This is a genomic window from Stutzerimonas stutzeri (assembly GCF_002890895.1).
GTDB classification, from domain to species: domain Bacteria; phylum Pseudomonadota; class Gammaproteobacteria; order Pseudomonadales; family Pseudomonadaceae; genus Stutzerimonas; species Stutzerimonas stutzeri_AB.
Window position 1 is genome coordinate 438,078 of the sequence record NZ_POUL01000005.1, and the last position, 25,458, is coordinate 463,535.

At 62.4% G+C, this 25,458-nt stretch carries 16 protein-coding genes and 1 pseudogene; 6 read left to right on the plus strand and 11 right to left on the minus strand.

Annotated features, from left to right (window positions below; genetic code table 11):
- Positions 1-326 precede the first annotated feature (326 nt).
- From CXK96_RS12460 to CXK96_RS12495, 8 genes are all read right to left on the minus strand, one after another.
- Positions 327-3,629: a hypothetical protein gene (locus CXK96_RS12460; protein WP_102836754.1), complete on the minus strand. Its 3,303-nt coding sequence runs from the start codon at positions 3,627-3,629 to the stop codon at positions 327-329.
- Positions 3,626-5,812: a type VI secretion system tip protein VgrG gene (gene tssI / locus CXK96_RS12465; RefSeq protein WP_102836755.1), complete on the minus strand. Its 2,187-nt coding sequence runs from the start codon at positions 5,810-5,812 to the stop codon at positions 3,626-3,628. Before tssI ends, CXK96_RS12460 begins: the two co-directional genes overlap by 4 nt.
- A 257-nt stretch (positions 5,813-6,069) precedes the next feature.
- Positions 6,070-6,588 (minus strand): Hcp family type VI secretion system effector, encoded by a 519-nt coding sequence (locus tag CXK96_RS12470; protein ID WP_102836756.1) that lies wholly within the window; start codon positions 6,586-6,588, stop codon positions 6,070-6,072.
- 280 nt (positions 6,589-6,868) lie between these two features.
- Positions 6,869-8,329: a protein adenylyltransferase SelO gene (gene selO / locus CXK96_RS12475; protein ID WP_102836757.1), complete on the minus strand. Its 1,461-nt coding sequence runs from the start codon at positions 8,327-8,329 to the stop codon at positions 6,869-6,871.
- An 81-nt stretch (positions 8,330-8,410) separates the two neighbouring features.
- Positions 8,411-11,713 carry a mechanosensitive channel MscK gene (gene mscK / locus CXK96_RS12480; protein ID WP_102836758.1) on the minus strand — a complete coding sequence of 1,101 codons (3,303 nt, stop codon included), beginning with the start codon at positions 11,711-11,713 and terminating at the stop codon, positions 8,411-8,413.
- A 108-nt stretch (positions 11,714-11,821) separates the two neighbouring features.
- Complete coding sequence (locus CXK96_RS12485) at positions 11,822-13,567, minus strand: potassium/proton antiporter (RefSeq protein WP_102836759.1); 1,746 nt, start codon at positions 13,565-13,567, stop codon at positions 11,822-11,824.
- A gap of 193 nt (positions 13,568-13,760) precedes the next feature.
- Positions 13,761-15,563: an acyl-CoA dehydrogenase gene (locus CXK96_RS12490; RefSeq protein ID WP_102836760.1), complete on the minus strand. Its 1,803-nt coding sequence runs from the start codon at positions 15,561-15,563 to the stop codon at positions 13,761-13,763.
- Between the two features lie 119 nt (positions 15,564-15,682).
- Positions 15,683-16,588 carry a polyprenyl synthetase family protein gene (locus tag CXK96_RS12495; RefSeq protein WP_102836761.1) on the minus strand — a complete coding sequence of 302 codons (906 nt, stop codon included), beginning with the start codon at positions 16,586-16,588 and terminating at the stop codon, positions 15,683-15,685.
- 118 nt (positions 16,589-16,706) lie between these two features.
- Between CXK96_RS12495 and fni the strand changes: the two genes are divergently transcribed.
- From fni to CXK96_RS12520, 5 genes are read left to right on the plus strand one after another with little or no spacing between them, the layout of a single operon-like run.
- Positions 16,707-17,756, plus strand: a complete 1,050-nt coding sequence (fni, locus tag CXK96_RS12500) for a type 2 isopentenyl-diphosphate Delta-isomerase (RefSeq protein WP_102836762.1) — start codon at positions 16,707-16,709, stop codon at positions 17,754-17,756.
- Positions 17,757-17,802: 46 nt separating this feature from the next.
- A complete protein-coding gene (locus CXK96_RS12505; RefSeq protein ID WP_102836763.1) occupies positions 17,803-19,092 on the plus strand; it encodes a glycosyltransferase in 1,290 nt (429 codons plus the stop codon).
- On the plus strand, positions 19,085-20,251 hold the full coding sequence (gene crtY, locus CXK96_RS12510; RefSeq protein ID WP_102836764.1) for a lycopene beta-cyclase CrtY: 1,167 nt from the start codon (positions 19,085-19,087) through the stop codon (positions 20,249-20,251). The genes CXK96_RS12505 and crtY overlap by 8 nt, the downstream gene beginning before the upstream one ends.
- Positions 20,248-21,750 (plus strand): phytoene desaturase, encoded by a 1,503-nt coding sequence (locus tag CXK96_RS12515; RefSeq protein WP_102836765.1) that lies wholly within the window; start codon positions 20,248-20,250, stop codon positions 21,748-21,750. Before crtY ends, CXK96_RS12515 begins: the two co-directional genes overlap by 4 nt.
- A complete protein-coding gene (locus CXK96_RS12520; RefSeq protein WP_102836766.1) occupies positions 21,747-22,679 on the plus strand; it encodes a phytoene/squalene synthase family protein in 933 nt (310 codons plus the stop codon). The genes CXK96_RS12515 and CXK96_RS12520 overlap by 4 nt, the downstream gene beginning before the upstream one ends.
- Here CXK96_RS12520 and CXK96_RS12525 read toward each other — a convergent pair.
- Positions 22,633-23,166, minus strand: a complete 534-nt coding sequence (locus CXK96_RS12525) for a sterol desaturase family protein (protein ID WP_102836767.1) — start codon at positions 23,164-23,166, stop codon at positions 22,633-22,635. The genes CXK96_RS12520 and CXK96_RS12525 overlap by 47 nt on opposite strands.
- A gap of 93 nt (positions 23,167-23,259) precedes the next feature.
- Positions 23,260-24,303, minus strand: a complete 1,044-nt coding sequence (locus CXK96_RS12530; protein WP_102836768.1) for an NAD(P)H-dependent flavin oxidoreductase — start codon at positions 24,301-24,303, stop codon at positions 23,260-23,262.
- 146 nt (positions 24,304-24,449) lie between these two features.
- Here CXK96_RS12530 and CXK96_RS12535 point away from each other — a divergent pair, with 146 nt between their 5' ends.
- A complete protein-coding gene (locus CXK96_RS12535; protein WP_102836769.1) occupies positions 24,450-25,289 on the plus strand; it encodes a 23S rRNA (adenine(2030)-N(6))-methyltransferase RlmJ in 840 nt (279 codons plus the stop codon).
- A gap of 61 nt (positions 25,290-25,350) precedes the next feature.
- On the opposite strand, the pseudogene CXK96_RS20975 reads toward CXK96_RS12535, so the two are convergent.
- A pseudogene (locus CXK96_RS20975) lies at positions 25,351-25,458 on the minus strand (IS110 family transposase); the annotation flags it as partial.

Sequence of the window (25,458 nt, forward strand, 5' to 3'; positions counted from 1 at the left end):
ACTCACCTTGACAGTCCACGGAACTGAAAAGAGCGTTACGCAAAGAATTTTTAATATAAAAAGAAAATGCAAGAGCTTGCTGCTGTTTTCGAAATTCCAGCGCTCAGCATCGCAATAAATATGCTGTTTGCGTTTTGCCTTCGCTTGCCGCTCATAGGCCAGATGGGCCTCGCCCATCAATTGGCCTTCGATCTCGGATATCGAATCCAGGTTGGCGTAATGCCCCCATTTCAAGGCGGTGCCGAATAGGCCTTGCTTGTCGCGAATCGGTGGCGGCAGTAGGGGCAAGGCTTGGCCACGATAGGCGGCAGGTCCGTAGGTTTCAGTCATACCTTGAATTCCAGAGTATCGATTTGCCAGTAGGAAACTTCGTCGGTCCTAGCGCTTAGCGCCGGCGGCTTGGCGAAGGCGGCTTGATAAGGTTGCCAAATTTTCGGGTTGGGCTGTGGCAGCACCAGCTCGTCGGAGTGGTCGGCCTCCTTGGCGAGGCGGAATTGACCGAAGACCTTGAGGCGCTGGGTGACCCTCTGCCCATGACGTTGCAGTGGGGTAAGCGTCATCACGGGAAACTGCTTCGGCAAAATGTAGAGCACCGAGGCATCGTCAAGGGGGTGCGCGGTCAGTTTGGGCTCGTCGATCAGGCGCCGCTCGGTGCGCTCCGCATTGAAGGCGCCATTGAGGGGAAGCACCCCAACTTCTTCCCGGGCAAAGAACTGAAAGTGCTGGGCGTCGAATAGGCCCAACAGGGGCGAGTGGATACGCACCGCCCAGTCGTCGCGCTCAAAGGGCTGGGCCGAGATACGACGGCATTCTAAGGCCGCGTTCAGCGGGGCGCGCTGTCGGTTGAAGCCGCCGAGGCCTGCCCGCACGCCCGGCGGCGCCTGGTCCAGCCAGTCGCCCAGGCGGCTGACCTGGATCATGGGCCGGCCAAGAATGCCGAGCAGTTGCTGGTAGGCGATATGCGGGTCGCTAAGGTGAGCGAAGCGCTGGTCATCACCAAATACTGTGTCGAGCATGCCGACCTGGCCATTCTCCTTGCCGTAAGGCCCATTCTTCATCAGCGCCTCGACGTCGCTGTCGACCAGCCAGCCGGCCAGGATGCTGCCACCGATAAACAGCACCGCCCCGGCCAGCAGCACCACCGGATTGATGCACATACCCAAGGCATAGGCCGTCCAGGCCGCCCCACCCGCCGCAGCTGCGCCATAGGCCAGGGCGGCATCGCGGTCGCCCTGGTGCCAGGCACGCTTGGCGTCCCAGACGGTAATAAGGGTTGTTACGAACATAGCTGCCCCCGAAAGAGCGCGAAGTACTGGTAGACGCGGATTGCCCGTCTGCTCTGCCAGCTTTGCTGTCCAACGAGTGGAGATTTTGGAAACATCGAGGCGTGGTTTATTCAGCAGGGTTACGAGTTGCTGCTCACCGCCAAGAATAAATTTGGAAAGATTGCCTGAAGCAACGCCGAGATCAGCCAGAGCGGAAAATTTACCGAGGTTATAGCGTGCGTCACCATCTCCTGCTTCCCTTTGCAAACTCTTCATCCCCTCAACCTGCGCACTCAGGTTGTACAGGGCGCAGGCCACCGCCACTCCTGGCAGGGAAGGCGACTGCGCGACAGTGTCGAGTTTGCTGGCGACCGCATGTTTCCAGGCACTGTACTTGACTACTTCCGGGTGGTCGGCAGGGGCCGCGATGACGACCCCGGCGCCTTGGTTGGGCAGCCCTCGTCCCGCCTGGCGCGGGCTGGTGGAGCCGATGACCTGGCCCACCGGATTGACGACGTTCATATAAAGGTAGTTCTTGCGGGTGATGGCCGCCCGCTCCGTGGCGGTCAGGCCATATCTCAGCCCTTCCCCTTGAACCCCCAGAATTCGCAGGTTCGAGGCCTGCGTCTGCGCCTCGCTGACCAGCTGTATGCCGCGCCAGCTGGGTGAAAGCTTCTCGAGCACGCCGTGAGTCGGTGCGAACAGGCGGCGGAACTCAATAGCTACGTTCACGTTAGCATCGTTCAAGCGCTGCACCTGGGTCAGCACGGCAACGGAGAAAGTGTCCATAAAGTCGCCGATCAGGGCGTGCAGATTCTTGTATACCAACACCTTGTCGGTCTCCTGCGGGTCGATGTCGGCCATGTGCAGCAGGCTATTCATGCCCATGCGCTGTGGCTCGGGCTCGCGTTTTTTTGCGGCCAGGACGACAAGCCGCTCTACGGCCTCGGGTAAGGTGCCGTCCGCCTGCGCCAGGAAAGGCTTGGTGAGTGGGTGATGGCCGGTCAGGAGGCGTTCGCTCAACTGGGCGATTCGGGTTCGCAACGAGTTATTGGCGTCGGCCGGAGACAAGGCATCGATATGGTCGGGCAGTTTGCCCAGCGTGGTGAATATCTCACTGAGCAACTGGTAGGGTTCCAGCAGGCGTTCGTCGTGGGTGTATTGCCAGTCCCACAGCGCTGCCGCCAGCGAAACATCCGATAGAAGACTGACCAGGCGTTGCAGTTGGGATGACAGGGCGGTCCTTACCAGCTTGCGTTCGCCGTCGAACACAGCGTCGTGAAGTTGCTCGATGTGCAGGTGCTTCTTGAACTTGCCCAGAGGGCTGCTCGGGCTCTGCATGACCGAGCTGTACAGCGCATGGGCGTAGCGACCATTGGGGCGATGCGGCACCAGCGCATTAAGGGTAAGTAGGTAGGACTCCGCCAGACGCGCTTGCGCACAAGCATGCCTGAGCGCGAACAAGGGGTCGTCGAGCATCAGCCCAACCAGCTTCGGATAGGCTCGCATATTGCGCTCCTCCAGCACATCCGCACTGGCCGCCAAGGTGGGCAGGGGCTGCGGCGTCGCACTGCGGGTGGCGGAAGCCAGTTCCTCCAGGCGCAGCTGCATGCAGCTGCTCATTTCATTCGAGGGGATGCTGCTCAGGCTGGGGGTGAACAGGGACGGATCGCTCAGCAGGCTCTCGATGCTGAAGTCGCGCGCTCGAAAGCCGTCCGTCTGAGCGCTGATCACCACCGCCGGCATGGCCTGCGTCGGCCGCCATTGATCCATCCCAACGACCGCCGCCGACCAGGCGAACGCGACGATCTGGGCACGGTTTTTAACTCGACTCCGATCTGCCTCCAGCCAGCGGATATATTCCCAGGTCCAGGGCTTCTCGCTGTAGGCCATCAGGTAGTTATGGGCAACGGACTGGCCCTGCACCAGGATGGGGATCAGCAGCACTTGCTGCTGCTTGCCGACGGATGGTCGATCATCGGCAGCGGCCCCGCTCTCGGCCTGCCTGCGCCAATGTGCGAGATCGACATCCTTCATGTTGCCTTTGCCGTCGCACCAGACCTCACGCCAAAGCTTGCCATTCTGGAATACGTAGACTCGCCCTGGACGGGGCAGCGCTGCCCGGGGTGCCTCGTTGTAGGCGTCATGTCCTGGCAGCTTGGCCAGCGGCATGATGGCTAGGAAGGTATTCTGTTGAATGTTTTCTTCTTCCTCATGGCTGCGCATGTCTACAGCGATGGGCAGAGACAGCTTGCCACCATCCTCCCGGTCGACATTCAGCACGAGCCTCTTGCGCTGCGCATTTTTGTACTCGGCACGCTTGCGAACACCCTGCTCGATGGGTTGATCCTTCAATTCGCTCATGCGTCTTCCTCCGGGTCGAGCAATACAACTTGCCCGCCTTGCTCCGGGTCGCCCCAGACATCCACGATCAATTGTTGCGGCCCCTGGGCCCCTTTTTCTGTTGGGGCTGGTAACTGGTTCGGATTGGCGGTGCTGGTTTTCTCCCCCACCGGCGCGGTATCTGCCGGTTTGGGCGATACCGGTGAGATAGGCGCCGCTTCTGACCTATTGGCCGGTGCCCCGCCGGAGTTGATCCTGATCAAAGGCCCGACCATCGTAATGCCGCTCGCATCGAGCTTGATAAAGCTTCCGCCCGCTTTGAAGGTCAGTTCGCTACCGGCTTCAAGCACGACCTTCAGGCCGCTGGAGAGATGAATTTCATTGCCCGCCTCGATGAACTGTCCGCTGCCGATCTTCACGTGTTGGTTGCCGCCAACAGTCAGGTGGTCGTTGGCGCGGACTTCGGTTTTGCGATCTGCGTGGGTGGTGCGGTGTTCTTCGGCCCGGAACTCGCTGTAGCTGTTGGCCACGACGCTGTCATGGCGCTCGTGGCCGACGCGGATTTTCTGGTCGTGTTCGATGTTCTCGTCCCAATCGCGCTGGGCGTGGAGGTAGATCTGTTCGGCGCCCTTGCGGTCCTCGATGCGCAGTTCGTTGTAGCCGTCACCGCCGGGCGAGCTCAGCGTCTTGAACACGCTGCGAGTCTTGTTGGCCGGCAGGTCGTAGGGGACCTGGTGTTCCTTGTGATACAGGCAGCCAGTGATCAATGGCTGGTCCGGATCGCCTTCGAGGAAGGTGACGAGTACTTCCATACCGACGCGAGGGATGGCAATGCCGCCGTAGCGGTCGCCGGCCCAGCTGGACGAGACGCGCAGCCAGGAGCTGGTGTGTTCATTGGCTTGGCCTTCACGATCCCAGAAGAATTGCACCTTCACTCGGCCGTATTTATCGCAATGGATCTCTTCGCCAGCCGGGCCGGTCACTACCGCGCTCTGGCTGCCGAGAATGCGGGGTTTGGGATGGTCGAGTGGGGGGCGGAAAGGGACAGCCCAGGGCGTGGCGGTGAAGTGGTTGCGGTAGCCCTGGGTGAAACTACTGGCTCCGAATCCTTGGGCGATACCCTCTAGCCCCTCATCCCTAAGCCCGGCGCCCCAGCGCTCTTCCCTATGGGGAGAGAGGGTTGGTGCGTGCGGGAGCGCTGCCTCGGTGGCTGACTCTTCGAGGACTTGCGGTTGTTTGCCTTCATGGTGGATAGCGGTAAGCAGCCACAGCTGGTTCCAGTCGGCGCGGGGATGATCGGCTAGGGGCAGAAACTGTCCGGAGGCCAGCAGTGGTTGGTCGCTCACGCCCTCGGCCAACTCGAAATCGTGGCGGTGCCGCTCCAGAGTACGCCGGGACAGGTGCTTGCCTCGCTCGCGATCGACGAAGCGGCCTGAATAGTCGTAGTCCTCGAGGTCCGGCTGGGTGCTGCTGCTGACTGCCGCTTCCATCGTCAGACGAGGTTTTTCGAAGTCGTAATCGCGGCGGGTAACGCGGCTGGTGCGGGTCTCGACGCGCACGCCGAAGCGTTTGATGACCGGCTTATCGGCGACCATACCGCTGTCCTGCTGATAGGCAACGGAGGCAAGCGTCGGGAACACCGTCTGGTCATCACCAAATACCAGCAGGTGGCCGGTTTCGCTGTGCTGAAAGTGGTAGTGAATGCCTTCTTCTTCGCAGAGGCGCTGGATGAAGCGCAGATCCGTTTCATCGTACTGAACGCAGTAGTCCCGCTTGGGGTAGAGCTCCGGACCAAGATCGAAACGGTGACGATCGCCAGCAAGGATGCCGTGCTCATCAAGCACCTTGGCGATGATCTGCGGTACCGAGAGTTGCTGAAAGATGCGTTGGTTGGTGCGGTGAGACAGGTAGGCGAGCTGTGGACGCAATGTGACGCGATAGCGTGTCAGGCGTTTCCCAGAATTGCCTTGTGCTGCGCTGTAAATCAGGCCATGGATACCCTTGCCGGCTGGAGACAGGGTTAGAAATGCGCGCTGATGCAGCAGGCTTTCCAGATCGAGATCGGGGCATTCGCTGACCAGTTCGAGATCGAACGCGAAGGGCTGCGAGATGGCCTCTCGCCCTTTGAATTCGAGTACCTGCAGGTCATGTTGGACGCCTTCAACAACTAGGCTGTAATGCGTTTCGTTGGCCGGATTGAACATTCCCTGTTCCTTTGTAACCAGTCCATGGCAGCGATCCGATAACGGTTCGCAAGGCGGCAATGCATGTATTACATGCAAGCTGTGCAGCGGATTGGAAAGCATCCAGCTCCGCAGAAATCTTGGAGCTATTTTCGCTCCTTTGGTGAAACCGTCGTGTGAAGCACTACGTTGTTTACCGCATCCGTCGGCTGAAAACGCATCGGCCAGGTAACCCTGGCCGATGTGAATTAACCGTGGCCGCGAGGCCTGATCAGGGCTTATGCCGAGATCGGGGTGCGCCAGTCATCGGAGCCGGAAGTGCCGGAGACTTCGTGGGTCCAGACGATTTTGCGGTAGGTGAAGTACACGTCTTCCAGATGAGTGAAGTGGGACATGTTCGGATCCTGGCAGTTGGGCATGCGTGACTGCACGTCAACGATTACCGCGTCTTCCAGTTCGATGGTGAAATAGTGCTCCTGAGTACCGGTCGAAGACGTGCGGTACCATTCCAGCCGGCACTTGTTCAGTCGCTCGCCGGAAGTCAGGGAGTTAAAGACCAGAGGCGACGACTTGTCGAATACTTTGGTGATCATCAGCGGCTTGTGAACGCGCTGGCCGGTTGGTTGGCCGGACTGTGGGTCACGCGGGATGATGACCTGGTGCTGGAAGGCCTGCACCAGAATCTGGTCTTCGTGTCCTTCCTGGAAAATATTGCCGACCGAGTCCTCGGTGAAAGTGCCTGCGGTGATCAGGCCTTGCTTGGTGCCTTCGAGGGACAGATACGCTGGTGTTGGCATGAACGCTCTCCTTGCCTTGTTGAATGCCGGAATGGCCCAAACACTAGTACAAGGTGCATGCCAAATAATAAAAGTATATTTAGATCAGTGGCTTATGGGCGATGCCGCCCTCTATTTCAGCGCGAGTGGGGGACGGCTCACATTTAGCTGGGCAACTTTCTGCCGAGCGCTGCGCAAGGTTTGGCGCAAGTGCGCTCAAACCCTGCGACTGTGCGCCCCGCAGCTGGGGTAGCCAGGTTCAGCGGTTAAACAATGCGCAGCATATTGCGCAGTCCCGGACTCAGGATGAGCAGCTGATTTCCAGATGCTTGCCCCACTCCGGCGGACGCTCAGCGTAGCGCTCCATGCCTGGCTGCTCCTCGAAGGGGCGGCTGAGCACCTGATGCAGCTCACGCACGGGGCCGTAATCACCGGCCTCGGCGGCCTCGATTGCCTGTTGCGCGAGGTAGTTGCGCAGGATGTATTTCGGGTTGGCTGCGTGCATCCGTGCCCGGCGCGCTTCGTGATCGTTGCCTTCGCGGTCGCTACGTTGGCTGTAAGTGGCGGCCCAATCGTCGAATGCTTTGATATCGATGAAGTCCTCTCGCAGACGAGCCAGGGCCAGCTCTGCCGGGCTGTCGCCGAGTTCGCGGAAGAAGCGCGTGTAGTCGATGGCGCTGCTCTGCATCAATTGCAGCAAGCGCTGAATCAACTCTTTGTCGCTGTCCTCGGCGGTCTGCAAGCCCAGCCGCTTGCGCATCAAATCGAGCCACGCTGCTTCGTAGATCGGCAGGAACAGGTCCATGGTTGCGCGCAATTGCTCGATGCCGATGAAGGGCGTCAGTGCCTGCGCCAGTGCGGCGAGGTTCCAGTGCGCGATCGGTACTTGGTTCTCGTAGGAATAACGGCCGGCGTGGTCGGAATGATTGCAGATGAAGCGCGCATCGAAGTCATCGAGAAAGGCGTAGGGCCCGAAGTCGAACGTGATGCCGAGGATGGACATGTTGTCCGTGTTCATCACGCCGTGGCAGAAGCCGTACGCCTGCCATCTGGCGACCATCTCGGCGGTGCGCTCCAGCACTTCACGGAAGAAGGCGTGGTAAGGCTCCGGGTGCTCCAGGCATTCGGAGAAGTGGCTCTCGACGACATGATCGAGCAGCTTCTTCAGCTCGTCGTGCTGCTTGGTGTAGTAGAAGAATTCGAAATGGCCGAAGCGCACATGGCTGGGCGCGAGGCGCATCAGCATCGCGCCGCGCTCTTGGCGCTCACGGTAGACCGGCGTATCCGAACTGGTCACACAGAGCGCGCGGGAGCTGGGGATGCCCAGCGCATGCAGGTGCTCACTGGCCAGGAACTCGCGGATCGATGAACGCAGCACAGCACGGCCATCACCCATGCGGGAATAGGGCGTCATGCCGGCACCTTTAAGGTGCAGATCCCAGTGTTCGCCGGCCTCGTTGACCACTTCACCGAGCAGCAGGCCACGTCCATCACCCAGCTGCGGGTTGTAGCTGCCAAACTGGTGGCCGGAATAGACCATCGCCCGCGGCTGCGCCGTGGCCCAGAGCTTGTGGCCTGAGAACAGCTCGGTGAACAGCGGATCGTCTCGGCTGGGTGGGTCGAGATCGAGCAAGCCCATCGCGGCTTCGCTGGCGACCACAAGTCGCGGCTCAACCAGCGGCTGGGGTGTGACCTCGGTGGAGAACACGTCGCCAAGGCGGGCGAAGCGATTGTCGAACTGCAGCTCGGTAAGCGTTTTCACAGCGGCTCCGGCAATGTGCGGGTCGGCGCCCGGTTACGGGCGCGCTCAGGTTTTGGAGTGCCAGGCCGCCGTTGATGTTCCTCAGGTCTGGCTGTCGGCTGGCGGCGCGCTTGGCTTGTCGTCAGGTTGATTAAACCGCGGCGCTGTACCCAGCTGCAGCACTTTGCCGTCAAGGTTTTTCAGGAACACATCGACCTGACGGAACGCGATATTGATCCCCGCCTTGGAAAACTCGCGGTCGATATAGCGGTTGATCTCGTCGGTTGCCGGGTTGCGGTCGCCAAGGTCGCGCACGTGGATACGCAACTCGTGATCCAGCGTGCTTTCGCCGAAGTTGAGGAACAGGACCAGTGGCTCCGGGTCCTTGAGCACTCGCGGGTTTTCCTGGGCGGCTTTGTAGAGCAGTTTTCTGGCCAGATCCAGATCCGAACCATAGGCCACGCCGACCTTGATCGTCACGCGGGTGACGGTGTCGCTCAGCGACCAGTTCACCAGCTGGCCGGTGATAAACGTCTTGTTCGGAACAATGATGTCTTTGCGGTCGAAGTCAGTGATGGTGGTGGCGCGGATACGTATGCGGCTGACCGTACCCGACAGGTTGCCAATGGTCACCACGTCGCCGATCCGTACCGGGCGTTCGAAGAGGATGATCAGGCCGGAAATGAAGTTGGCGAAGATCTCCTGCATGCCGAAGCCGAGACCCACAGAAAGCGCAGCCACCAGCCACTGCAATTTGTCCCAGCTGACGCCAAGGGTCGACAGCGTGGATACGATGCCGATACCGGCCAGCAGGTACGACAGCAGGGTCGTAGTGGCATAGGCGCTGCCCTGCGCCAGATGCATTTTCGACAGCACCAGCACTTCCAGAAGCCCCGGCAGATTGCGTGCCACCGCTATCGTAATGGCGACGATCAGCAGGGCGCCGAGCAAGTTGTTCAGCGTGATCGCGTTGGTGGTGGCCGCATCGCCCGTGCCACTGACGAATTCGTAGAGCACCACGTTATCCAGGTACGAGACGACACTGATCAGGTCGGCCCAAACCCAGTAGAGCACCACAAAGAACAGGCCGAACATCGCCAGTCGTGTGAGGCGCAGCGACTGCTGGTTGACCTGCTCGATATCCAGCGCGGTGTCGCCGGTTGACTCGCTGTTGTCCATCGCCTCGTCGGTCTGGGTTTCGCGCTTGGACAGCGCCCGCTGATAGGCGAGGCGTCGTGCGGCCACAGTCAGGCCGCGGATCAGCGTCGCTTCGATGACGATCCAGGCCAGCAGCAGATACAAGGTGTCGATCAGGCGACCTGTCAGTTTCAAGGCCGTGTAGTAATAGCCGAAACCCACCACCAGGATCAGCGCCAGGGGCAACACGCTGAACAGCAGGCCGATGAAACGCCGCACCGGCGGCGCGTTCTGGCTCGACGGGCCCTTGCGCAGCAGGCGCATCAGGCGCCAGCTCATCAGCGCAAAACAGACCAGCACCACGACGATGCCGACCACGTCGTCGACCAGGCCGGCCGGCTGATGCTCGGCAATTGCCACCACGGCCACCAGCGCCATGACCACCAGGCCCAGCCGCCGGATTTCGTTGCGCAGGAAGGCCACCTGCGGCCGGAACCAGCCGAAGTGCGCCTCGGCGACGCGATTGGGCGAGAGCATGCGGTAGGCGCTGTAGAACACCAGCCAGGCCTGGGCCATTTGATAGAACGCGGCACCCAGGCTGATGTTCTGCCCGCGGCCGTCCATCTGCAGCAGATAGCCGCACAGCGCGAGGAAGAGGGCTCCCGGCAGTGCCAGCAGCAGGTTCAAGAGCAGTGCCAAGGGGGTGTGTAGCTGGCTGTCATGGCGGAAATGACCGATGTCAGCGCTTAACGAGTCGAGCTTGGCGTTGATCGCGTTGCGGCGCCAGAGCAGCACGCCGATCAGCAGCAGTAGCGGCACGAAGAACAACGGCCGCTCGATCAGACCGGCGCCCAGCGCACCGAATGCCGAGCCCCACGGCATTGCGCGTAACTGGCGATCGAGCAGCGTCGGCACGCTTTTGAACCAGTCCAGGTCCAGCGGGCGGTTGCTGGGAATCCAGAACATCTGCTCGTCCAGCGTGTTGCGCAAGGCTTCTGCCTTGCTCTGTAGCTGGCGCTGATTCAGCTGCAGCGTGATCGATTCGCTGAGCAGGGCGTTCAGTGAGTGGTTGAGCCGATCAAGCAGCTCGCTGCGGGTGCGAACCAGCTCCAGCAGCGCACTGCGCAGCTCAGGCGTCACCTCGCCGGGGGGTTGGTTGGCGAGTTGCTGCTCGACATAGTCCTCGACGTTGCCCGCGGTTTCACGGCGCTGGTTCAGTTCGAACTGGTAGAGGCGAATGTCAGCGATTTCATCGGCGAGGTCCTTGTCCAGCGTCAGCTGCGGCAGGGCCTGCTTCTGTTGATAAAGAATCTTCGACAGCAGCAGGCTGCCTTCAAGCACGGCGATCTGCTCTTCCAGCGCCTGATCGGCCTGGTTGAGTGTGTCGAGCTGTTGTCGGGTCTGCAGGTTTAGCTGGGTCAGGTCGTTGAGCCGCTCGGTGGCGCGTAGCAGGTAGCCAGACAGGCGCTTGTTCTCGGCGCTTTCCGCCGGCAGCAGCTTGTCGGAGCCGGCCTTCTCGGCTTTCAGTGAAAACTCGGCAACCGTTTGTTCGGATTCCTCGCGACGCTTGTCGTTGATGGCCGCCTGCAGCGCCATGGTTTCGCGCTCGGCGCGGGTGATGCGTTCTGACAGCAGATCGCGGCGGGCGATGCCCAAGTCCTGCAGCAGGCTGTTGCCGGCCAGCTCGTTGCGGCGCAAGTCGATCTGGGCATTGAGTGCGGATTTCTCCGCGGCAAGCAGTTCGCGGCGTTCATCACTCAGTGGCTTACCGCCTTCACGGCCGGTCTTGAGCAGATTGTTGATCTCGTCGATCCGAGTCTGCGACTTGCTGATGTCGGCCTGGGCGCGCTCGGGGCGGGTTTGCGCGCTGATGATCATGCTGTTGGCGGCGGTCAGAGCCGTTTGCCAGGTCGATAGCTCCTCGACGCGTTCGGCCAGGCGCTGCTCCAGTGCCGGGACCTTCAGCTTGGCCAGCCTGTCGGCCAGGTCGCTGGTGTCGATGCCTTTGAGTTTGCTCAGCGCCCGCTGGGACTCGACAATTTCCTTCGGCGCACTGGCCAGTTCGGCCTTCAGTTCGGTCAACCGTTGTTGTGCGGTAGCGGCCTGCTCGGCAAGGCGTTGGGCGCGGTCGTCCGCGCTCGGCTGTGCGGGTTTCGCCTCCTCGGCAGCCGGCTTGCTGCCGGTCAGCCCGGGGATGGATTGGGCGAAGGTCGAAGCGGGAGCGAAGGCGAGCAAGGTCGCGAGCAACAGGGTACGCAAGGGTGCCATGAACGTTATCGAGTGAAGAAAAGAGTGCGGAGTCTAAGGGCTGCAGGAGGCCGAGGCGAGCCCATAGATCGGAACGCTCTGGCGCGGGGCGTTGCGCTCGTTCAGCGATCAGAAATGCAGCGAAGGACCTGGTTTGTTGCCCTCGGGAAACTTCAAGCCGACCTTGCGCACCCGGCCGTGCTCCATGGTCGCGATGGTCCAGGTCAGGCCATTCCACTCGATCTGATCGCCGGTGACCGGCTTGCCGCCGACGCGTTCGGCCATGAATTCACCGATCGTCTGGCTGCCGGCGACCTCGCCGAGTTTCAACCCGTACAGCGCCGCAAGGGCGCTCATTTCAGCTTCGCTTTCGAGGATGAAGTCACCAAAGAAGCGCATGTCGCGGCCGCGTTGCGGTGCCTCGCTGAACAGCTTGCCGAGCGCCGGCAGGTCTTCTTCGTGGCCGATGACACAGAGAATGTCGTCCACCTGCAAACGGGTACTGCCGGAGGGGTGCAGCAGGGCCTTGCCGCGGAACAGCGCGGCGATGCGTGTACCGGTGGGCATCTTCAACTCACGCAGCGCGGCGCCAATGCACCACTTCTTGGCGGTCAGGCGATAGATGAACATTTCCCACTGGCTGGTGGTGTGAATTTGCAAGCCGGCGCGGGAGATCGGCAGGGGTGAGGGCGGCACCTCGACCTTGGCCTTCTTCGCCGCCCAGGTCAGCGTGGTGCCTTGAAGCAGCAGCGAAACCAGCACGATGAAGAACGCCACGTTGAAGAACAGCTGGGCGTTTTCCAGCCCGGCCATCAGCGGAAAGACCGCGAGGATCACCGGCACTGCGCCGCGCAGGCCAATCCAGGAAATGAACAGGCGCTCGCGCAAGTGGAAGCTGCGAAACGGTGCCAGGCCGATGAACACCGCCAGCGGGCGGGCAAAAAGAATCATCCACAGCGACAAGCCCAGTGCCGGCAGGGCGATGGGTAGCAGCTCGCTGGGTGTGAGCAGCAGGCCGAGCACAAGGAACATGCCGATCTGGCTGAGCCAGGCGAGGCCGTCGAACATGTGCAGGATGCCGTGGCGGTTGCGGATGGGGCGGTTGCCCAACAGCAAGCCGCAAACGTAGACGGCTAGGATGCCGCTGCCCCCGATGGCGCCGGACAGTGCGTAGATCATGATGCCGCCAGCCACTGCCAGCAGCGGGTAGAGGCCATCGGCAACCGATAGCCGATTGATCAGATACAGCAGTAGCCAGCCGCCGGACAAGCCAAGCAGGGTGCCGATGCCGAACTGTTGCAGCAGGCTGATGAAGAAGCCCCAGCCGAAGCCGGTCTGGCCGGACGCGAGCATGTCGATCAGTGCGACGGTCAAAAACATCGCCATGGGGTCGTTGCTGCCCGACTCGATTTCCAGGGTGGAGCCGACGCGTTCGTTGAGCCCGCGGCCGTTGAGCAGATTGAACACCACGGCGGCATCCGTCGACCCGACGATGGCGCCGACCAGCAGGCCTTGCATCATGGGCAGGTCGAACAACCAGGCCGCAGCCAGACCGGTCAGGCCGGAAGTCACCACGACACCTGCAGTCGCCAACGAGAAGGCTGGCCAGAGTGCAACGCGGAAGGTGGCGGCGCGGGTGCGCATACCACCGTCGAGCAGGATGATGGCGAGCGCCAGGTTACTGATCAGAAAAGCCAGCGAGTAGTCGTCGAAGACGATGCCGCCGATACCATCGACGCCTGCGAGCATGCCGACCGCGAGAAAGATGACCAGGATCGGCACGCCAAGGCGCGTCGACAGAGAGCTCATCAGGATGCTCGCCGCAACCAACAGGGCACCGATAAAGAACAGTTGGTTGATATGGCCGATATCCAAACGCGCTCTCCGAAGGTTAGTGCTGGCAAGCATGCAGGCTGCATGCCAGCGATTCTAACCCGCGGTTTTGACGTGCTGTCAAAAAAGCCGGGTAGAGCGACGGGCGTTTCGAAGAGGGCGCAGTGCCGCTGCTAGGCGGCAGGCGAGTGGTGAGACGTCGACACGCGCCAATGCAGCGCGTGCCGGGGCCGGGTCAGAACCAGTCTTCTTGCATGGTCAGGCAGGTGTCATCGCGACCGGCCAGCAGATCCAGTTCGTGGTGGCAGCTCGGCACCTCCCAGGTCAGGAAGTAGCGTGCAGCCTGGAGCTTGCCGCGGTAGAAATCGACATCCGCCTCGTTGCCCTTGGCCAGCCCTTGTTCTGCGCGTATCGCCTGTTCCAGCCAGCGCCAGCCGATCACGGCATGACCGAAGACTTTCAGATAAAGCGCCGAGTTGGCCAGTGCCTGATTGATCTTGCCAGCCATCAGATCGCCGAGCAGGGCCTGGGTGACCTCGGTCAGGCGCGCCAGAAGCTGCTCCAACGGCTGACGCAGCGCATCCAGCGAGCTGAACTCGCCAGCGCGCTTGCACGTGCCCTGGATCAGGCCTAGCAACTGACGCAGCCCCGCGCCGCCGTTCTGCGTCAGCTTGCGTGCCAGAAGATCGAGCGACTGGATGCCGTGGGTGCCTTCGTGAATCGGGTTGAGCCGGTTGTCGCGGTAGTACTGTTCGACCGGGTATTCACGGGTGTAACCGTGGCCGCCGAGAATCTGGATCGCCATCTCGTTGGCCTTGAGGCAAAACTCCGACGGCCAGGATTTGACGATGGGTGTCAGCAGGTCCAGCAGTTCGTGGGCATTCTTGCGCTCTTCCTCGGTTGCCGCAGTCTGCTCTTCGTCGACTATGCGCGCGGCATAGAGGCCAAGATCAAAGGAGCCTTCGACGTAGGCTTTCTGCATCAGCAGCATGCGCTTGATGTCAGTGTGCTGAATGATCGGCACCTGCGCCGACGCTGGATTCTTGCCATCGGGCAGACGGCCTTGCGGACGCTCGCGGGCGTAGTTGAGCGAGTACAGGTAGCCGGCGTAGCCGAGCATGATCGCGCCCATGCCGACGCCGATGCGCGCGTCGTTCATCATCTGGAACATGTACGACAGGCCCTTGTGCGGCTCGCCCACCAGATAGCCGACGCACTCGCCGTTGTCGCCAAAGTTCAGCGCGGTAGAAGTGGTGCCGCGCCAGCCCATCTTGTGGAACAGCCCGGCGAGGATCACGTCGTTACGCTTGCCGAGGCTGCCGTCGTCATTGACCAGGAACTTGGGCACGATGAACAGGCTGATGCCTTTTACGCCGGGCGGAGCGTCCGGCAGCTTGGCCAGCACCATGTGCACGATGTTTTCCGACAGCGGATGGTCGCCGCCGGAAATGAAAATCTTGTTGCCCTTCAAGCGATAGCTGCCGTCACCGGCCGGCTCGGCGCGGGTGCGCAGGTCGGACAGGGAAGAGCCGGCGTGCGGCTCGGTCAGCGCCATGGTGCCGAAGAAACGGCCTTCGAGCATCGGCTGGAGGAAGCGCTGCTTCTGCTCGTCATTGCCGAACACTTCGATCAGGTGCGAGGCGCCCATGGTCAGCATCGGGTAGGAAGAGGTGCCGATGTTGGCCGACTGGAAGTGGGCAAAGCAGGCACGTGACAGGAGGTTCGGCAACTGCATGCCGCCGTCGTCGAAGCTGCGAGAAGCATTGTGAAAGCCGGCCTCGATGAACGCATCGACGGCAGGCTTCACTTCCGGGATCAGTACGGCTTCGCCGTCCTTGTAGATCGGTTCGTTCTCGTCGGCCTTGCGGTTGTGCGGGGCGAAGAGGTTCTCGGCGATGCTGCGGGCGGTGTCGATGGCCGCGTCGAAGGTTTCGCGGCTGTGGTCGGCAAAGCGTTCGCGCTGGGTCAGGCCTTCCGCGTCCAGTACTTCGTAGAGTTCGAACGCCAGGTTACGCGGGCAGAGCAGAGTCTCGGGCATGGAAAATCCTCCGTTTACATGCAATCGAGTCTAAGGAGGCGACGAGACGGCTGCCTAGCACCATACATTCGAGTGATGGGTCGACACAGCAGCCTCTTCTAGGGCTTGCCCCTGCGGGCTCAGTGTGGCCTTGCGCAGAAATATTCGAGCAACTGGGCGAGGTGACCATCACCGATGTCTGCGTCGATCAGGTGCTGCTCGGCCCGTGCCAGGTGCTCTTCCACATGCTGGCGAGCCGCCTCGGGGCCGAGAAGGGCTACCACAGTGCTTTTGCCGGCGTCTTTGCCGGAATCCTTGCCGATCTGTTGCGGGCTGAGCCCGTCGGACAGGTCATCAAGCAGCTGGAAGGCCAACCCAAGCTCGGTGGCAAAACCGGTTAGATGGCGCATCTGGGTGGCGCTGGCGCCGGCCAGTAACGCAGCTGACTCCACTGCTGCCGTGAATAGCGGGCAGGTCTTCAGGCGATTGGTGTGAGCGATGGCTTCCAGCGGGCGGGCGCGCTGCCCCTCACGCAGGTCGTGAAACTGGCCGCGAACCAGACCCTGCGCACCGGTGGCTTGCGACAGCAGGCGCACCAGTTGATTGCGTGTCGACGCGTCGATGCCGGCTGTCGAGGCCGCTATGCTGAAGGCTTGGCTGAGCAGTGCGACCGACCCAAGGACCGCCACATCCTCGCCGAACTGGCGGTGGATGGTCGGCCGGCCGCGGCGCAGCTCGGCGTTGTCCATGCACGGCATGTCATCAAGAAACAGTGACGCGGCATGCACCATTTCCAGGGCGCAAGCCAGGTCTAGCCCGGCATCGGACGCCGTCGTTTCCTGCTGCAGATCCTTGAGGGTCAACAGCAGCAGCAATGGGCGGACTCGTTTGCCCGGCGCGAGGGTGCCTTCGCGCATGGCCGTGGCGATTGCGTCCTGCGGGGGGGCTAGCGGTAGCCATTGGCCTAGCCGCTCGTCCACCTGTGCACGCAGCGTACTGACTGTCGCTTCGAAGTCGTGTTGCGTGTCCGGCAAAGCGATGGCCATGACGACCTCCTGTATCGTTTTTCGTTAGATATCGTGACAATACCTGTACAGAGTGTATAAGTCTTGGCACTTTTAATGACCACTACCGTCCACATAAGGTCATCAAACGAGGCGCTGCATGACTAAAGAAACTATTGCGGAACGTAAGAACGATCATCTGGACATCGTTCTCGACCCGCATCGCGCCTGTTCCGCGGTAGATCCGGGCTACGCCGCATTAACTTTCGAGCACTGCGCGGTGCCGGAGTTGCGTCTGGACGACATCGATATTCGCGCCTCGTTGTTTGGCCGGACCCTTTCGGCCCCATTGCTGATCAGCTCGATGACGGGCGGCGCGGCACGGGCCACGCAGATCAATCGAAACCTGGCAGAGGCGGCGCAGGTGCTTGGCATTGCGCTGGCGGTTGGCTCACAACGAATCGCGCTGGAAACTGATGCGGATCAGGGGTTGACCCGGCAGTTGCGGGAGCTGGCGCCCTCGATCCCATTGCTGGCCAACTTCGGCGCCGCCCAGCTGGTCGCTGGTTACGGGTTGGACGAGGCGCAGCGAGCCGTCGACATGATCGAGGCCGATGCGCTTATCATTCACCTTAACCCGTTGCAGGAAGCGGTGCAGGTCGGCGGCGATCGCGACTGGCACGGTGTGTACGCAGCGCTCGAAGCGCTAGCCTCGCGCTTGCCAGTGCCGTTGGTGGCCAAGGAGGTCGGTGCGGGTATCTCGCCGAGCGTGGCGCAGCGACTGCTCGATGCGGGTGTGTCGGTGATCGACGTTGCTGGTGCCGGGGGCACCAGCTGGGCAGCGGTGGAGGCTGAGCGCACCCTGGACCCGCAACAGCGCGCCATCGCCAAGGCATTTACCGGCTGGGGCATACCCAGCGCGCAGGCTATCTCGAACGTTCGCCGCGCCTGCCCGGACGCGCAGCTCATTGCATCAGGGGGCATTCGGGACGGCATTGATGTGGCCAAGGCGATTCGCCTCGGCGCCAACCTGGTGGGCCAGGCCGCCGGTGTGCTGGACGCGGCGCTGATCGGTCCGGACGCCGTGGTCGCGCATTTCCAGGTGTTGATCGAGCAGCTGCGCATCTCCTGCTTCTGCACCGGTTCGGCCAGTCTGACGGCGCTGGCCAAGGCGCCGCTGCTGGCACCCTTCGATCCCTCGAAGCTGTGATGCAGCGGCACGACTGCCAACCGGCCGACCGACGAGGTTCGCTTCAATGACTCATTTCGCCGTGATCGGGCCGGCGTTTCACAGCCATGTGCGGGCCATGGAGGCGGTCGCCGGTGAGCTGCTGGCACGCGAGCACCGTGTGACGGTTGTGCAGCAGGCCGATGTTGCCGCGATGCTGCGCGACCCTCGCCTGGGATTTGCCCAGGTCGGTGCGGGCTCGCATCCGCCCGGCTCTCTTCAGTCGGTGATCGATCGGGCGGCGCGGCCTGGCGGCCCCTGGGGTATACGCCGGGTGATTGCCGATATGGCCTCGGCGACCGACATGTACTGCCGAGAGGCACCAGGCGTGCTCCGCACCATCGGTGCAGACTGCATCATCGCTGATCAGATGGAGCCGGCCGGTGGGCTTGTGGCCGAGCATCTCGGGCTGCCGTTCGTGTCGGTGGCCTGCGCATTGCCGGTCAATCGCGAAGCGCTGGTGCCGCTGCCGGTCATGCCCTGGCGCTATCGTGCGACGCCCTGGGGCGAGCAGCTGAACTTGCACAGCAGTGGTGTCTATGACCGCGCCATGCAAGCGCACGCCGCGGTTATCGCACGCCATGCGGCCGCGTTTGGCCTGCCGCCTCGCCAACGCCTTGATGAATGCTTGTCGCCGCTGCTACAGCTGAGCCAGACGACCCCCGGTTTCGATTTTCCGCGTACCGCGCTGCCCGAACATTTCCACGGCATCGGCCCGCTGCGTTCTGCGCTTGCCGACGAGCCACCGATGGATATTCCGGTCGCGCCCGGCAGGCCATTCGTATTCGCCTCGCTGGGCACCCTGCAGGGCGATCGCTTCAGCCTGTTCCAGCGCATCGCCTCGGCCTGTCGCGAGCTGGATGTGCAGCTCTTGATCGCCCACTGTGGTCGTCTGGATGCGTCGCAAGAGCGACGACTGCTAAAGGCGGGCGCCAGCTGGGTCACTGATTTCGCGCTTCAGCGAGCGGTGCTGGCGCGAGCGGATGCCGTGATTACCCATGCCGGGCTCAACACCGTGCTCGACGCGCTTGAAGCCGGGGTGCCAAGCTTGGCGTTGCCGATTGCTTTCGATCAGCCCGGTGTGGCTGCTCGGGTGGTGCATGCGGGTGTGGGCTTGAAGCTCGACCCGCGCTTGGCCAGTCGTCGACGCATTGTGCAGGGGCTGCGGCGACTGTTACGCGAGCCCGGCTTTGCCGAGCGTGCGAGGGAGCTGGGCGACGAGGTACGCTCGGCCGGCGGGGCGCCGCGCGCCGCACAATTGATCGAGGCGGCGCTCGACGCTGAAGCACCGGCCTTGCAGAGGGAAGAACATGGCTGATGCGGACCTGATCCTGGTCGGTGGCGGTTTGGCCAACGGGCTGCTGGCCCTGCGCTTGCGCCAGGCGCGTCCGGATTTGCGGTTGTTGATTATCGAGCAGGGCGAAACCCTCGGCGGCAACCATACCTGGTCCTTTCACGAGCACGACCTGACGCCAGCCCAGCAGGCCTGGCTGGAGCCGCTGGTGGGCAATCGCTGGCCTGGCTATGAAGTGATTTTCCCGGATATGCAGCGCCGGCTGGGCAGTGGCTACGCCAGCATTTTTTCTGATCGATTTAATCGGCTGCTGATGTCGGAACTGGCAGACGGGGTGCGGCTGAACACCACCGTCACCCGGGCAGAGCCGCGCCAGGTGCGACTGGGTTGCGGCGATGTTCTGCGCGCCGGGGCGGTGATTGATGGGCGCGGCGTGCGCCGGACCGATCAGCTGGCGCTGGGCTTCCAGAAGTTTCTCGGGCAGGAGCTGCGCCTGCATGAGCCGCATGGCTTGCAGGAGCCGATCATCATGGACGCCAGCGTCGCTCAGCAGGATGGCTACCGGTTCGTCTATGTGTTGCCGTTCAGCGCCGACACCCTCCTGATCGAGGACACCTATTACGCCGATGGCGATGCCGTTGCGCCGGGCACCTTGCGAGACAATATCCGGCGCTACGCCGAGGCACGCGACTGGCGCATCGCCGAGATGCTGCGCGAAGAGCAGGGCGTGTTGCCCATCGTGCTGTCCGGTGACCTGCCGGCGTTCTGGGATGAGGCGCATGGCGTGCCGCAGGCGGGCCTGTCCGCCGCCCTGTTCCATCCCACCACTGGCTATTCCCTGCCTGATGCGGTGCGTCTGGCCGATCATCTGGTCGCGCTGGGCCGCTGGGATGCCGACAGCCTGTTCGCGGCGATTCGCGACTATTCGATGCTGCAGTGGCGGCAGCGCAGGTTCTTCCGCCTGCTCAATCGCATGCTGTTCATGGCGGGCCCAGCCGATCGACGCTGGGCGGTCATGCAGCGCTTCTACGGTTTGCGGGAATCGCTGATCCAGCGCTTCTACGCAGCAGACCTGACCACCTGGGACCGCTTGCGCATTGTCTCGGGCAAACCTCCCGTGCCGGTGGGCGAAGCGCTGCGAGCGCTGGCCGCCGGCAATCTGCACCACAAGGAAAAGCAATGAACGAGGCAACTGGCGTTGTGAAGCGGGCGGTGGTGATTGGGGCCGGTTTCGGCGGACTGGCGCTGGCGATTCGGCTACAGCGTGCCGGCATCCAGACCACTGTGCTGGAAAAGCGCGACAAGCCGGGCGGCCGCGCCTACGTCTATCACGACCAGGGCTTCACCTTCGATGCGGGGCCGACGGTCATCACCGATCCGCCTGCGCTGGAAGAGCTCTTCACCGGCGCCGGCAAGCGCATGGCCGACTATGTCGAACTGCTGCCGGTCAGTCCCTTCTATCGGCTGTGCTGGGAAGATGGCTACAGTTTCGATTACGTCAACGACCAGGCCGAGCTGGACAAGCAGATCCATGCGCTGAACCCGAGGGATGTTGCCGGCTACCAGCGCTTTCTCGCCTATTCACGTGCGGTGTACGAGGAGGGCTACGTCAAGCTCGGCACCGTGCCCTTCCTGTCTTTCCGCAGCATGATTGGCGTCGCGCCGCGGCTGGCCAAGCTGCAGGCCTGGCGCAACGTGTACAGCATGGTGTCGAGCTTCGTGGAGAACGAACGCCTGCGCCAGGCGTTGTCATTCCACTCGCTGTTGGTGGGCGGCAACCCGTTCGAGACCTCCTCCATCTATGCGTTGATCCACGCGCTGGAGCGGCAGGGGGGCGTCTGGTTTCCGCGCGGTGGCACTGGCGCGCTGGTGCAGGGCATGGTCAGGCTGTTCGAAGACCTGGGCGGCAAGCTGGAACTGAATGCCGAGGTCGCGAGCATCGAGCTTTCCGGTGGGCTGGCAAGGACCGTGGTCACCTGGGACGGGCGCCGCTTCGTCACAGATGCGGTGGCCTCCAATGCCGATGTGGTGAACACCTACAAGCAGCTGCTCGGCCATGAACAGCGTGGTCGCGACGAAGCCAAGCGGCTCTCCGGCAAGCGCTTTTCCATGTCGTTGTTCGTGATTCATTTCGGCCTCAAGCGCCGTCACGAACATCTGCAGCACCACACGGTGTGCTTTGGACCGCGCTACCGCGAACTGATCGATGAGATTTTCAAGCGCGAGACCCTGGCTGACGACTTCTCGCTCTACCTGCATGCGCCTTGCGTCACTGACCCCTCGCTGGCGCCGGAAGGTTGTGCCAGTCATTACGTGCTGGCGCCGGTGCCGCACCTGGGCACGGCCGACATCGACTGGGCCGTGGAGGGGCCAAAGTACCGCGACCGCATCTTCGAATATCTCGAACGTCACTACATCCCCGGGCTGCGCGAGGATTTGGTCACTCACAGGATTTTCACCCCGTTCGATTTTCGCGACGAGCTCAACGCCCATCTCGGCTCGGCGTTTTCGCTGGAGCCGATCCTCACCCAGAGCGCCTGGTTCCGCACGCACAACCGTGATGACGTGATTCCCAACCTCTACATCGTCGGTGCCGGCACGCATCCCGGTGCGGGTGTGCCGGGCGTGGTGGGTTCGGCCAAGGCCACGGCCGGCCTGATGCTGGAGGATTTGTCCGGATGAATGATCAGGTGATTGATCACTCGACTCAGTCGATCAACGTCGGCTCCAAGAGTTTTGCAGCGGCGGCCAAGTTGTTCGACGAGCGCACCCGTCAGAGCGCGGTGATGCTTTATGCCTGGTGCCGGCATTGCGACGACGTGATCGATGGCCAGACTCTCGGGCACGGCCAGGTCGAAGGTGACCGTTCCACCGGAGAAGCGCGCCTGGCCGAGCTGGTGGACCTGACCGAACGCGCTTATGCCGGCGAGCCCATGCAGGATCCGGCTTTTGCTGCGTTTCAGCAGGTCATCCAACGTCATCGGATTCCTCTGGAATATCCGTTGGAGCATCTGGCGGGCTTCCGCATGGATGTGCAGGACTACCGCTATCAGACTCTCGACGACACGCTGCTGTACTGCTACCGCGTCGCCGGGGTGGTGGGCTTGATGATGGCGAAGGTGATGGGCGCCGAAGCGGAGGCGACGCTAGACCGGGCCTGCGACCTGGGGCTGGCGTTCCAGCTGACCAATATTGCGCGCGATATCGTCGAGGACGCAGAGATCGGTCGCGTCTATCTACCGGCCGACTGGCTAGCGGAAGTGGGGATCCCGGCTGATCAAATAGGCATGCCGTACAACCGGCCAGCGCTGGCGCTGCTGGCGGCGAGCCTGGTCGACCTGGCCGAGCCTTACTACCTGTCGGCCTCGCAGGGGTTACGCGAACTGCCATTGCGTTCGGCCTGGTCCATTGCTACGGCGCACGGCGTTTATCGGCAGATTGGTGTGGAAGTGAAAGCGCGAGGCGCTGCGGCCTGGGACACGCGTGTATCGACGACCAGCGCGCAGAAACTGCAGTTTCTCCTCGGCGGTGGTGTGCTGGCGTTGGCTTCGCGTCGGATGCAACTCACGCCGCGTCCCGATTCCCTCTGGACACGTCCGCGTCGGGCTTAGCGTTTGTCTTGCGCAGCGGCCCGTCATGCAGCTCGCGCAGCTGCTGCTTGAGCACCGGCAGCGGCGGCGCATAAAGGAATCCAAAGGACACGCAGCGCTCTTTCCCTTCAACGGCATGGTGCATGCGGTGCGCCTGATAGAGACGCTTTAGGTAGCCATTGCGGGGTACGAAGCGCAGCGGCCAGCGGTGATGCACCAGCCCGTCATGGGCGACGAAGTAGAGAAAGCCATAGGCCGTCATCCCGGCGCCGATCCATTCCAGCGGGCCGTAGCCCGCCGTGCCTAGCGCGATCAGCAGGATCGCAACCCCGGCGAAGACCACCGCATACAGATCGTTCTTCTCGAACCAGCCGGTGCGCGGCTCATGGTGTGACTTGTGCCAGCCCCAGCCCCAGCCATGCATCACGTACTTGTGCGCCCACCAGGCAAACAGCTCCATGCCGGCCAGGGTGGCTAGAAATACCAGTGTGTTAGTCAGCACGGTCATATCCGATCGGTTCATCTGCAGGTCGCGCTAGTTTACGCGCTACGTCGCCGTAATGGACCCAGCTCCGACGCCTGGCGCCGCCCTGATTGTCGCCTAACTTTTCCATCCGGATGCAAGCGCTTCGGTCAGCTGTGCCGCCGGGATCGGCTGACAACCGCTGACGTTCTGCCCGGCCCACAGCGGTGAGAAGTGATCAAGGCCTTGAGGCTCAGCAGCGGCGCGCAAACTGCCGATAGCATTGCCTGCCAGCGGAAACGCCGGCACGGCGTCTGGCCGTGCGCCCAGTTCGCGGATGAGGCGATTGACGATGCCCCGCGCGGGCCGTCCGGAGAACAAGGTGGTCAGCACAGTGTGCTCGGCAGAAGGGCTCTGCAAAGCCTGGCGGTGCAGCGGACTGGCGCGGCTTTCGTCGCACAGCAGATAAGCGGTGCCGACCTGCACCCCCGCTGCGCCAAGCGCCTGCGCAGCGGATACGCAGCGAGCATCCGCAATCCCACCCGCGGCGATCACCGGCACGTCCAGCGCGGCGACGAGCTGCGGCAGCAAGGCGAAGGTGCCGAGCTGACCGTTGATGTCTTCGCTAAGAAACATGCCGCGATGCCCGCCCGCTTCAACGCCTTGGGCAATCACCGCATCGACGCCTTGACTCTGCAGCCAGCGGCCTTCTTCCAAAGTCGTGGCGCTGGACAGAATCTTCGCGCCGGTCGATTTGACACGCTGAAGCAGGTCTGGCGCTGGCAGGCCGAAGTGGAAGCTGACCACCGGCGGACGATGCCGCTCCACCACTTCCGCCATTGCAGCATCGAACGGCTTGCGGGTTGCGCCGCTGGGGATGCTCGTCGGGTCGATGGCGAGTTCTTTCAGGTAGGGCGCCAGCAAAGCCAGCCAGGCCTCGGTTCGCGCCGGATCTTCAACGGGCGTCTGGTGGCAGAAGAAATTGACGTTGTATGGCTTGCGCTTGAGCGTTGCGATGGCAGTCAGCTCGGCGTCTAGCGTCTCGGCGTTAAGCATGCCGGCTGGAACCGAACCCAGCCCGCCGGCGTTGGATACTGCTGCTGCGAGCTGATGGTTCTGCGAACCGGCCATCGGTGCCTGAATCACGGGTAGGCTGATCTCGAAGAGGGTGCGGATATCCATCGGAATTCCTTTGAGCGGCTGGGCGAGACTGCTGACTGTATCAGCCGTTTGTCGTGGATTCGTCTCTCAGGTTGCGTCTCAGCTTAGCGAGGCCCTGCGAATCGCCGCGCTGCGCAGTTAGACTGTGCGCACTTCAGGAGTGCCCGATGAACTACCGCCACGCTTTCCACGCCGGCAATCACGCCGACGTCTTCAAACACCTCGTATTGTCCCGTCTGTTCGCCATGCTGGCTCGCAAGGAGGCGCCGTTCGCGTATCTCGACAGCCATGCTGGCGTCGGCCTGTATGACCTCGCAGGCGACCAGGCCAGCCGCACCGGCGAATGGCTGCAGGGCATCGCCCGCCTGTGGCAGGCAGAGGATGTCCCGGCGATGGCGCAGGGCTATCTGGACGTGATCCGGGCACTCAATCCTGACGGCGCGCTGCGTTACTACCCCGGATCGCCGGAGCTGGCGCGGCAGCTGACGCGACCGCAGGATCGGCTGCAACTCAACGAGAAACATCCGGAAGACGGTCGCTTGCTGAAAGACAACATGGCTGGTGATCGCCGCGTGGCGGTGCACCTGGGGGAGGGATGGCACGTGCCACGCGCCTTGATGCCGACCGCCGAAAAGCGCGTTGTCCTGCTAATCGACCCGCCTTTCGAGCAGGCCGACGAGCTGAGCCGCTGCGTGACGGCGCTGAAAGAAGCGCTGGGACGCATGCGCCAGACCATCGGTGTGATCTGGTACCCGATCAAGGATGAGCGGCAGCTCAAGCGCTTCTATCAGGACTTGTCACGCAGCGGCGCACCCAAATTGCTGCGCGCTGAGCTGTACGTCCACCCCACCGACGAGGCGCTGCGGCTGAACGGCTCGGGCCTAGCCATCAGCAACCCGCCATGGGGGCTGGAAGAGGAACTGCGTGAGCTGCTGCCTTGGCTGGCTAAACTGTTGGGTCAAAGCGAAGGCGGATGGCGATTGGACTGGTTGATCGAAGAGGCCTGATGCGGCGGCGGGAGCCCAACCTAGGAGAAGCGTCCACAGCTTGTAGATACCGTCTTCCCCATTACCGAGCAAGGGCCAGTTGAGGGTCGAAACGCTGGCCCGATTTAAGTACCCCATAGGCGATGTGCAGCAGCTTGCGCATCGCTGCACAGACGATTTGTTTTCCGGA

What these genes read in the sequence shown, in the direction of transcription:
- CXK96_RS12460 (WP_102836754.1), bottom strand. Translation starts at nt 3,629, where the DNA reads ATGAGCGAATTGAAGGATCAACCCATCGAGCAGGGTGTTCGCAAGCGT.
- tssI (WP_102836755.1), bottom strand. Translation starts at nt 5,812, where the DNA reads ATGTTCAATCCGGCCAACGAAACGCATTACAGCCTAGTTGTTGAAGGC.
- CXK96_RS12470 (WP_102836756.1), bottom strand. Translation starts at nt 6,588, where the DNA reads ATGCCAACACCAGCGTATCTGTCCCTCGAAGGCACCAAGCAAGGCCTG.
- mscK (WP_102836758.1), bottom strand. Translation starts at nt 11,713, where the DNA reads ATGGCACCCTTGCGTACCCTGTTGCTCGCGACCTTGCTCGCCTTCGCT.
- CXK96_RS12490 (WP_102836760.1), bottom strand. Translation starts at nt 15,563, where the DNA reads ATGCCCGAGACTCTGCTCTGCCCGCGTAACCTGGCGTTCGAACTCTAC.
- CXK96_RS12495 (WP_102836761.1), bottom strand. Translation starts at nt 16,588, where the DNA reads ATGGCCATCGCTTTGCCGGACACGCAACACGACTTCGAAGCGACAGTC.
- fni (WP_102836762.1), top strand. Translation starts at nt 16,707, where the DNA reads ATGACTAAAGAAACTATTGCGGAACGTAAGAACGATCATCTGGACATC.
- CXK96_RS12505 (WP_102836763.1), top strand. Translation starts at nt 17,803, where the DNA reads ATGACTCATTTCGCCGTGATCGGGCCGGCGTTTCACAGCCATGTGCGG.
- crtY (WP_102836764.1), top strand. Translation starts at nt 19,085, where the DNA reads ATGGCTGATGCGGACCTGATCCTGGTCGGTGGCGGTTTGGCCAACGGG.
- CXK96_RS12515 (WP_102836765.1), top strand. Translation starts at nt 20,248, where the DNA reads ATGAACGAGGCAACTGGCGTTGTGAAGCGGGCGGTGGTGATTGGGGCC.
- CXK96_RS12520 (WP_102836766.1), top strand. Translation starts at nt 21,747, where the DNA reads ATGAATGATCAGGTGATTGATCACTCGACTCAGTCGATCAACGTCGGC.
- CXK96_RS12525 (WP_102836767.1), bottom strand. Translation starts at nt 23,166, where the DNA reads ATGACCGTGCTGACTAACACACTGGTATTTCTAGCCACCCTGGCCGGC.
- CXK96_RS12530 (WP_102836768.1), bottom strand. Translation starts at nt 24,303, where the DNA reads ATGGATATCCGCACCCTCTTCGAGATCAGCCTACCCGTGATTCAGGCA.
- CXK96_RS12535 (WP_102836769.1), top strand. Translation starts at nt 24,450, where the DNA reads ATGAACTACCGCCACGCTTTCCACGCCGGCAATCACGCCGACGTCTTC.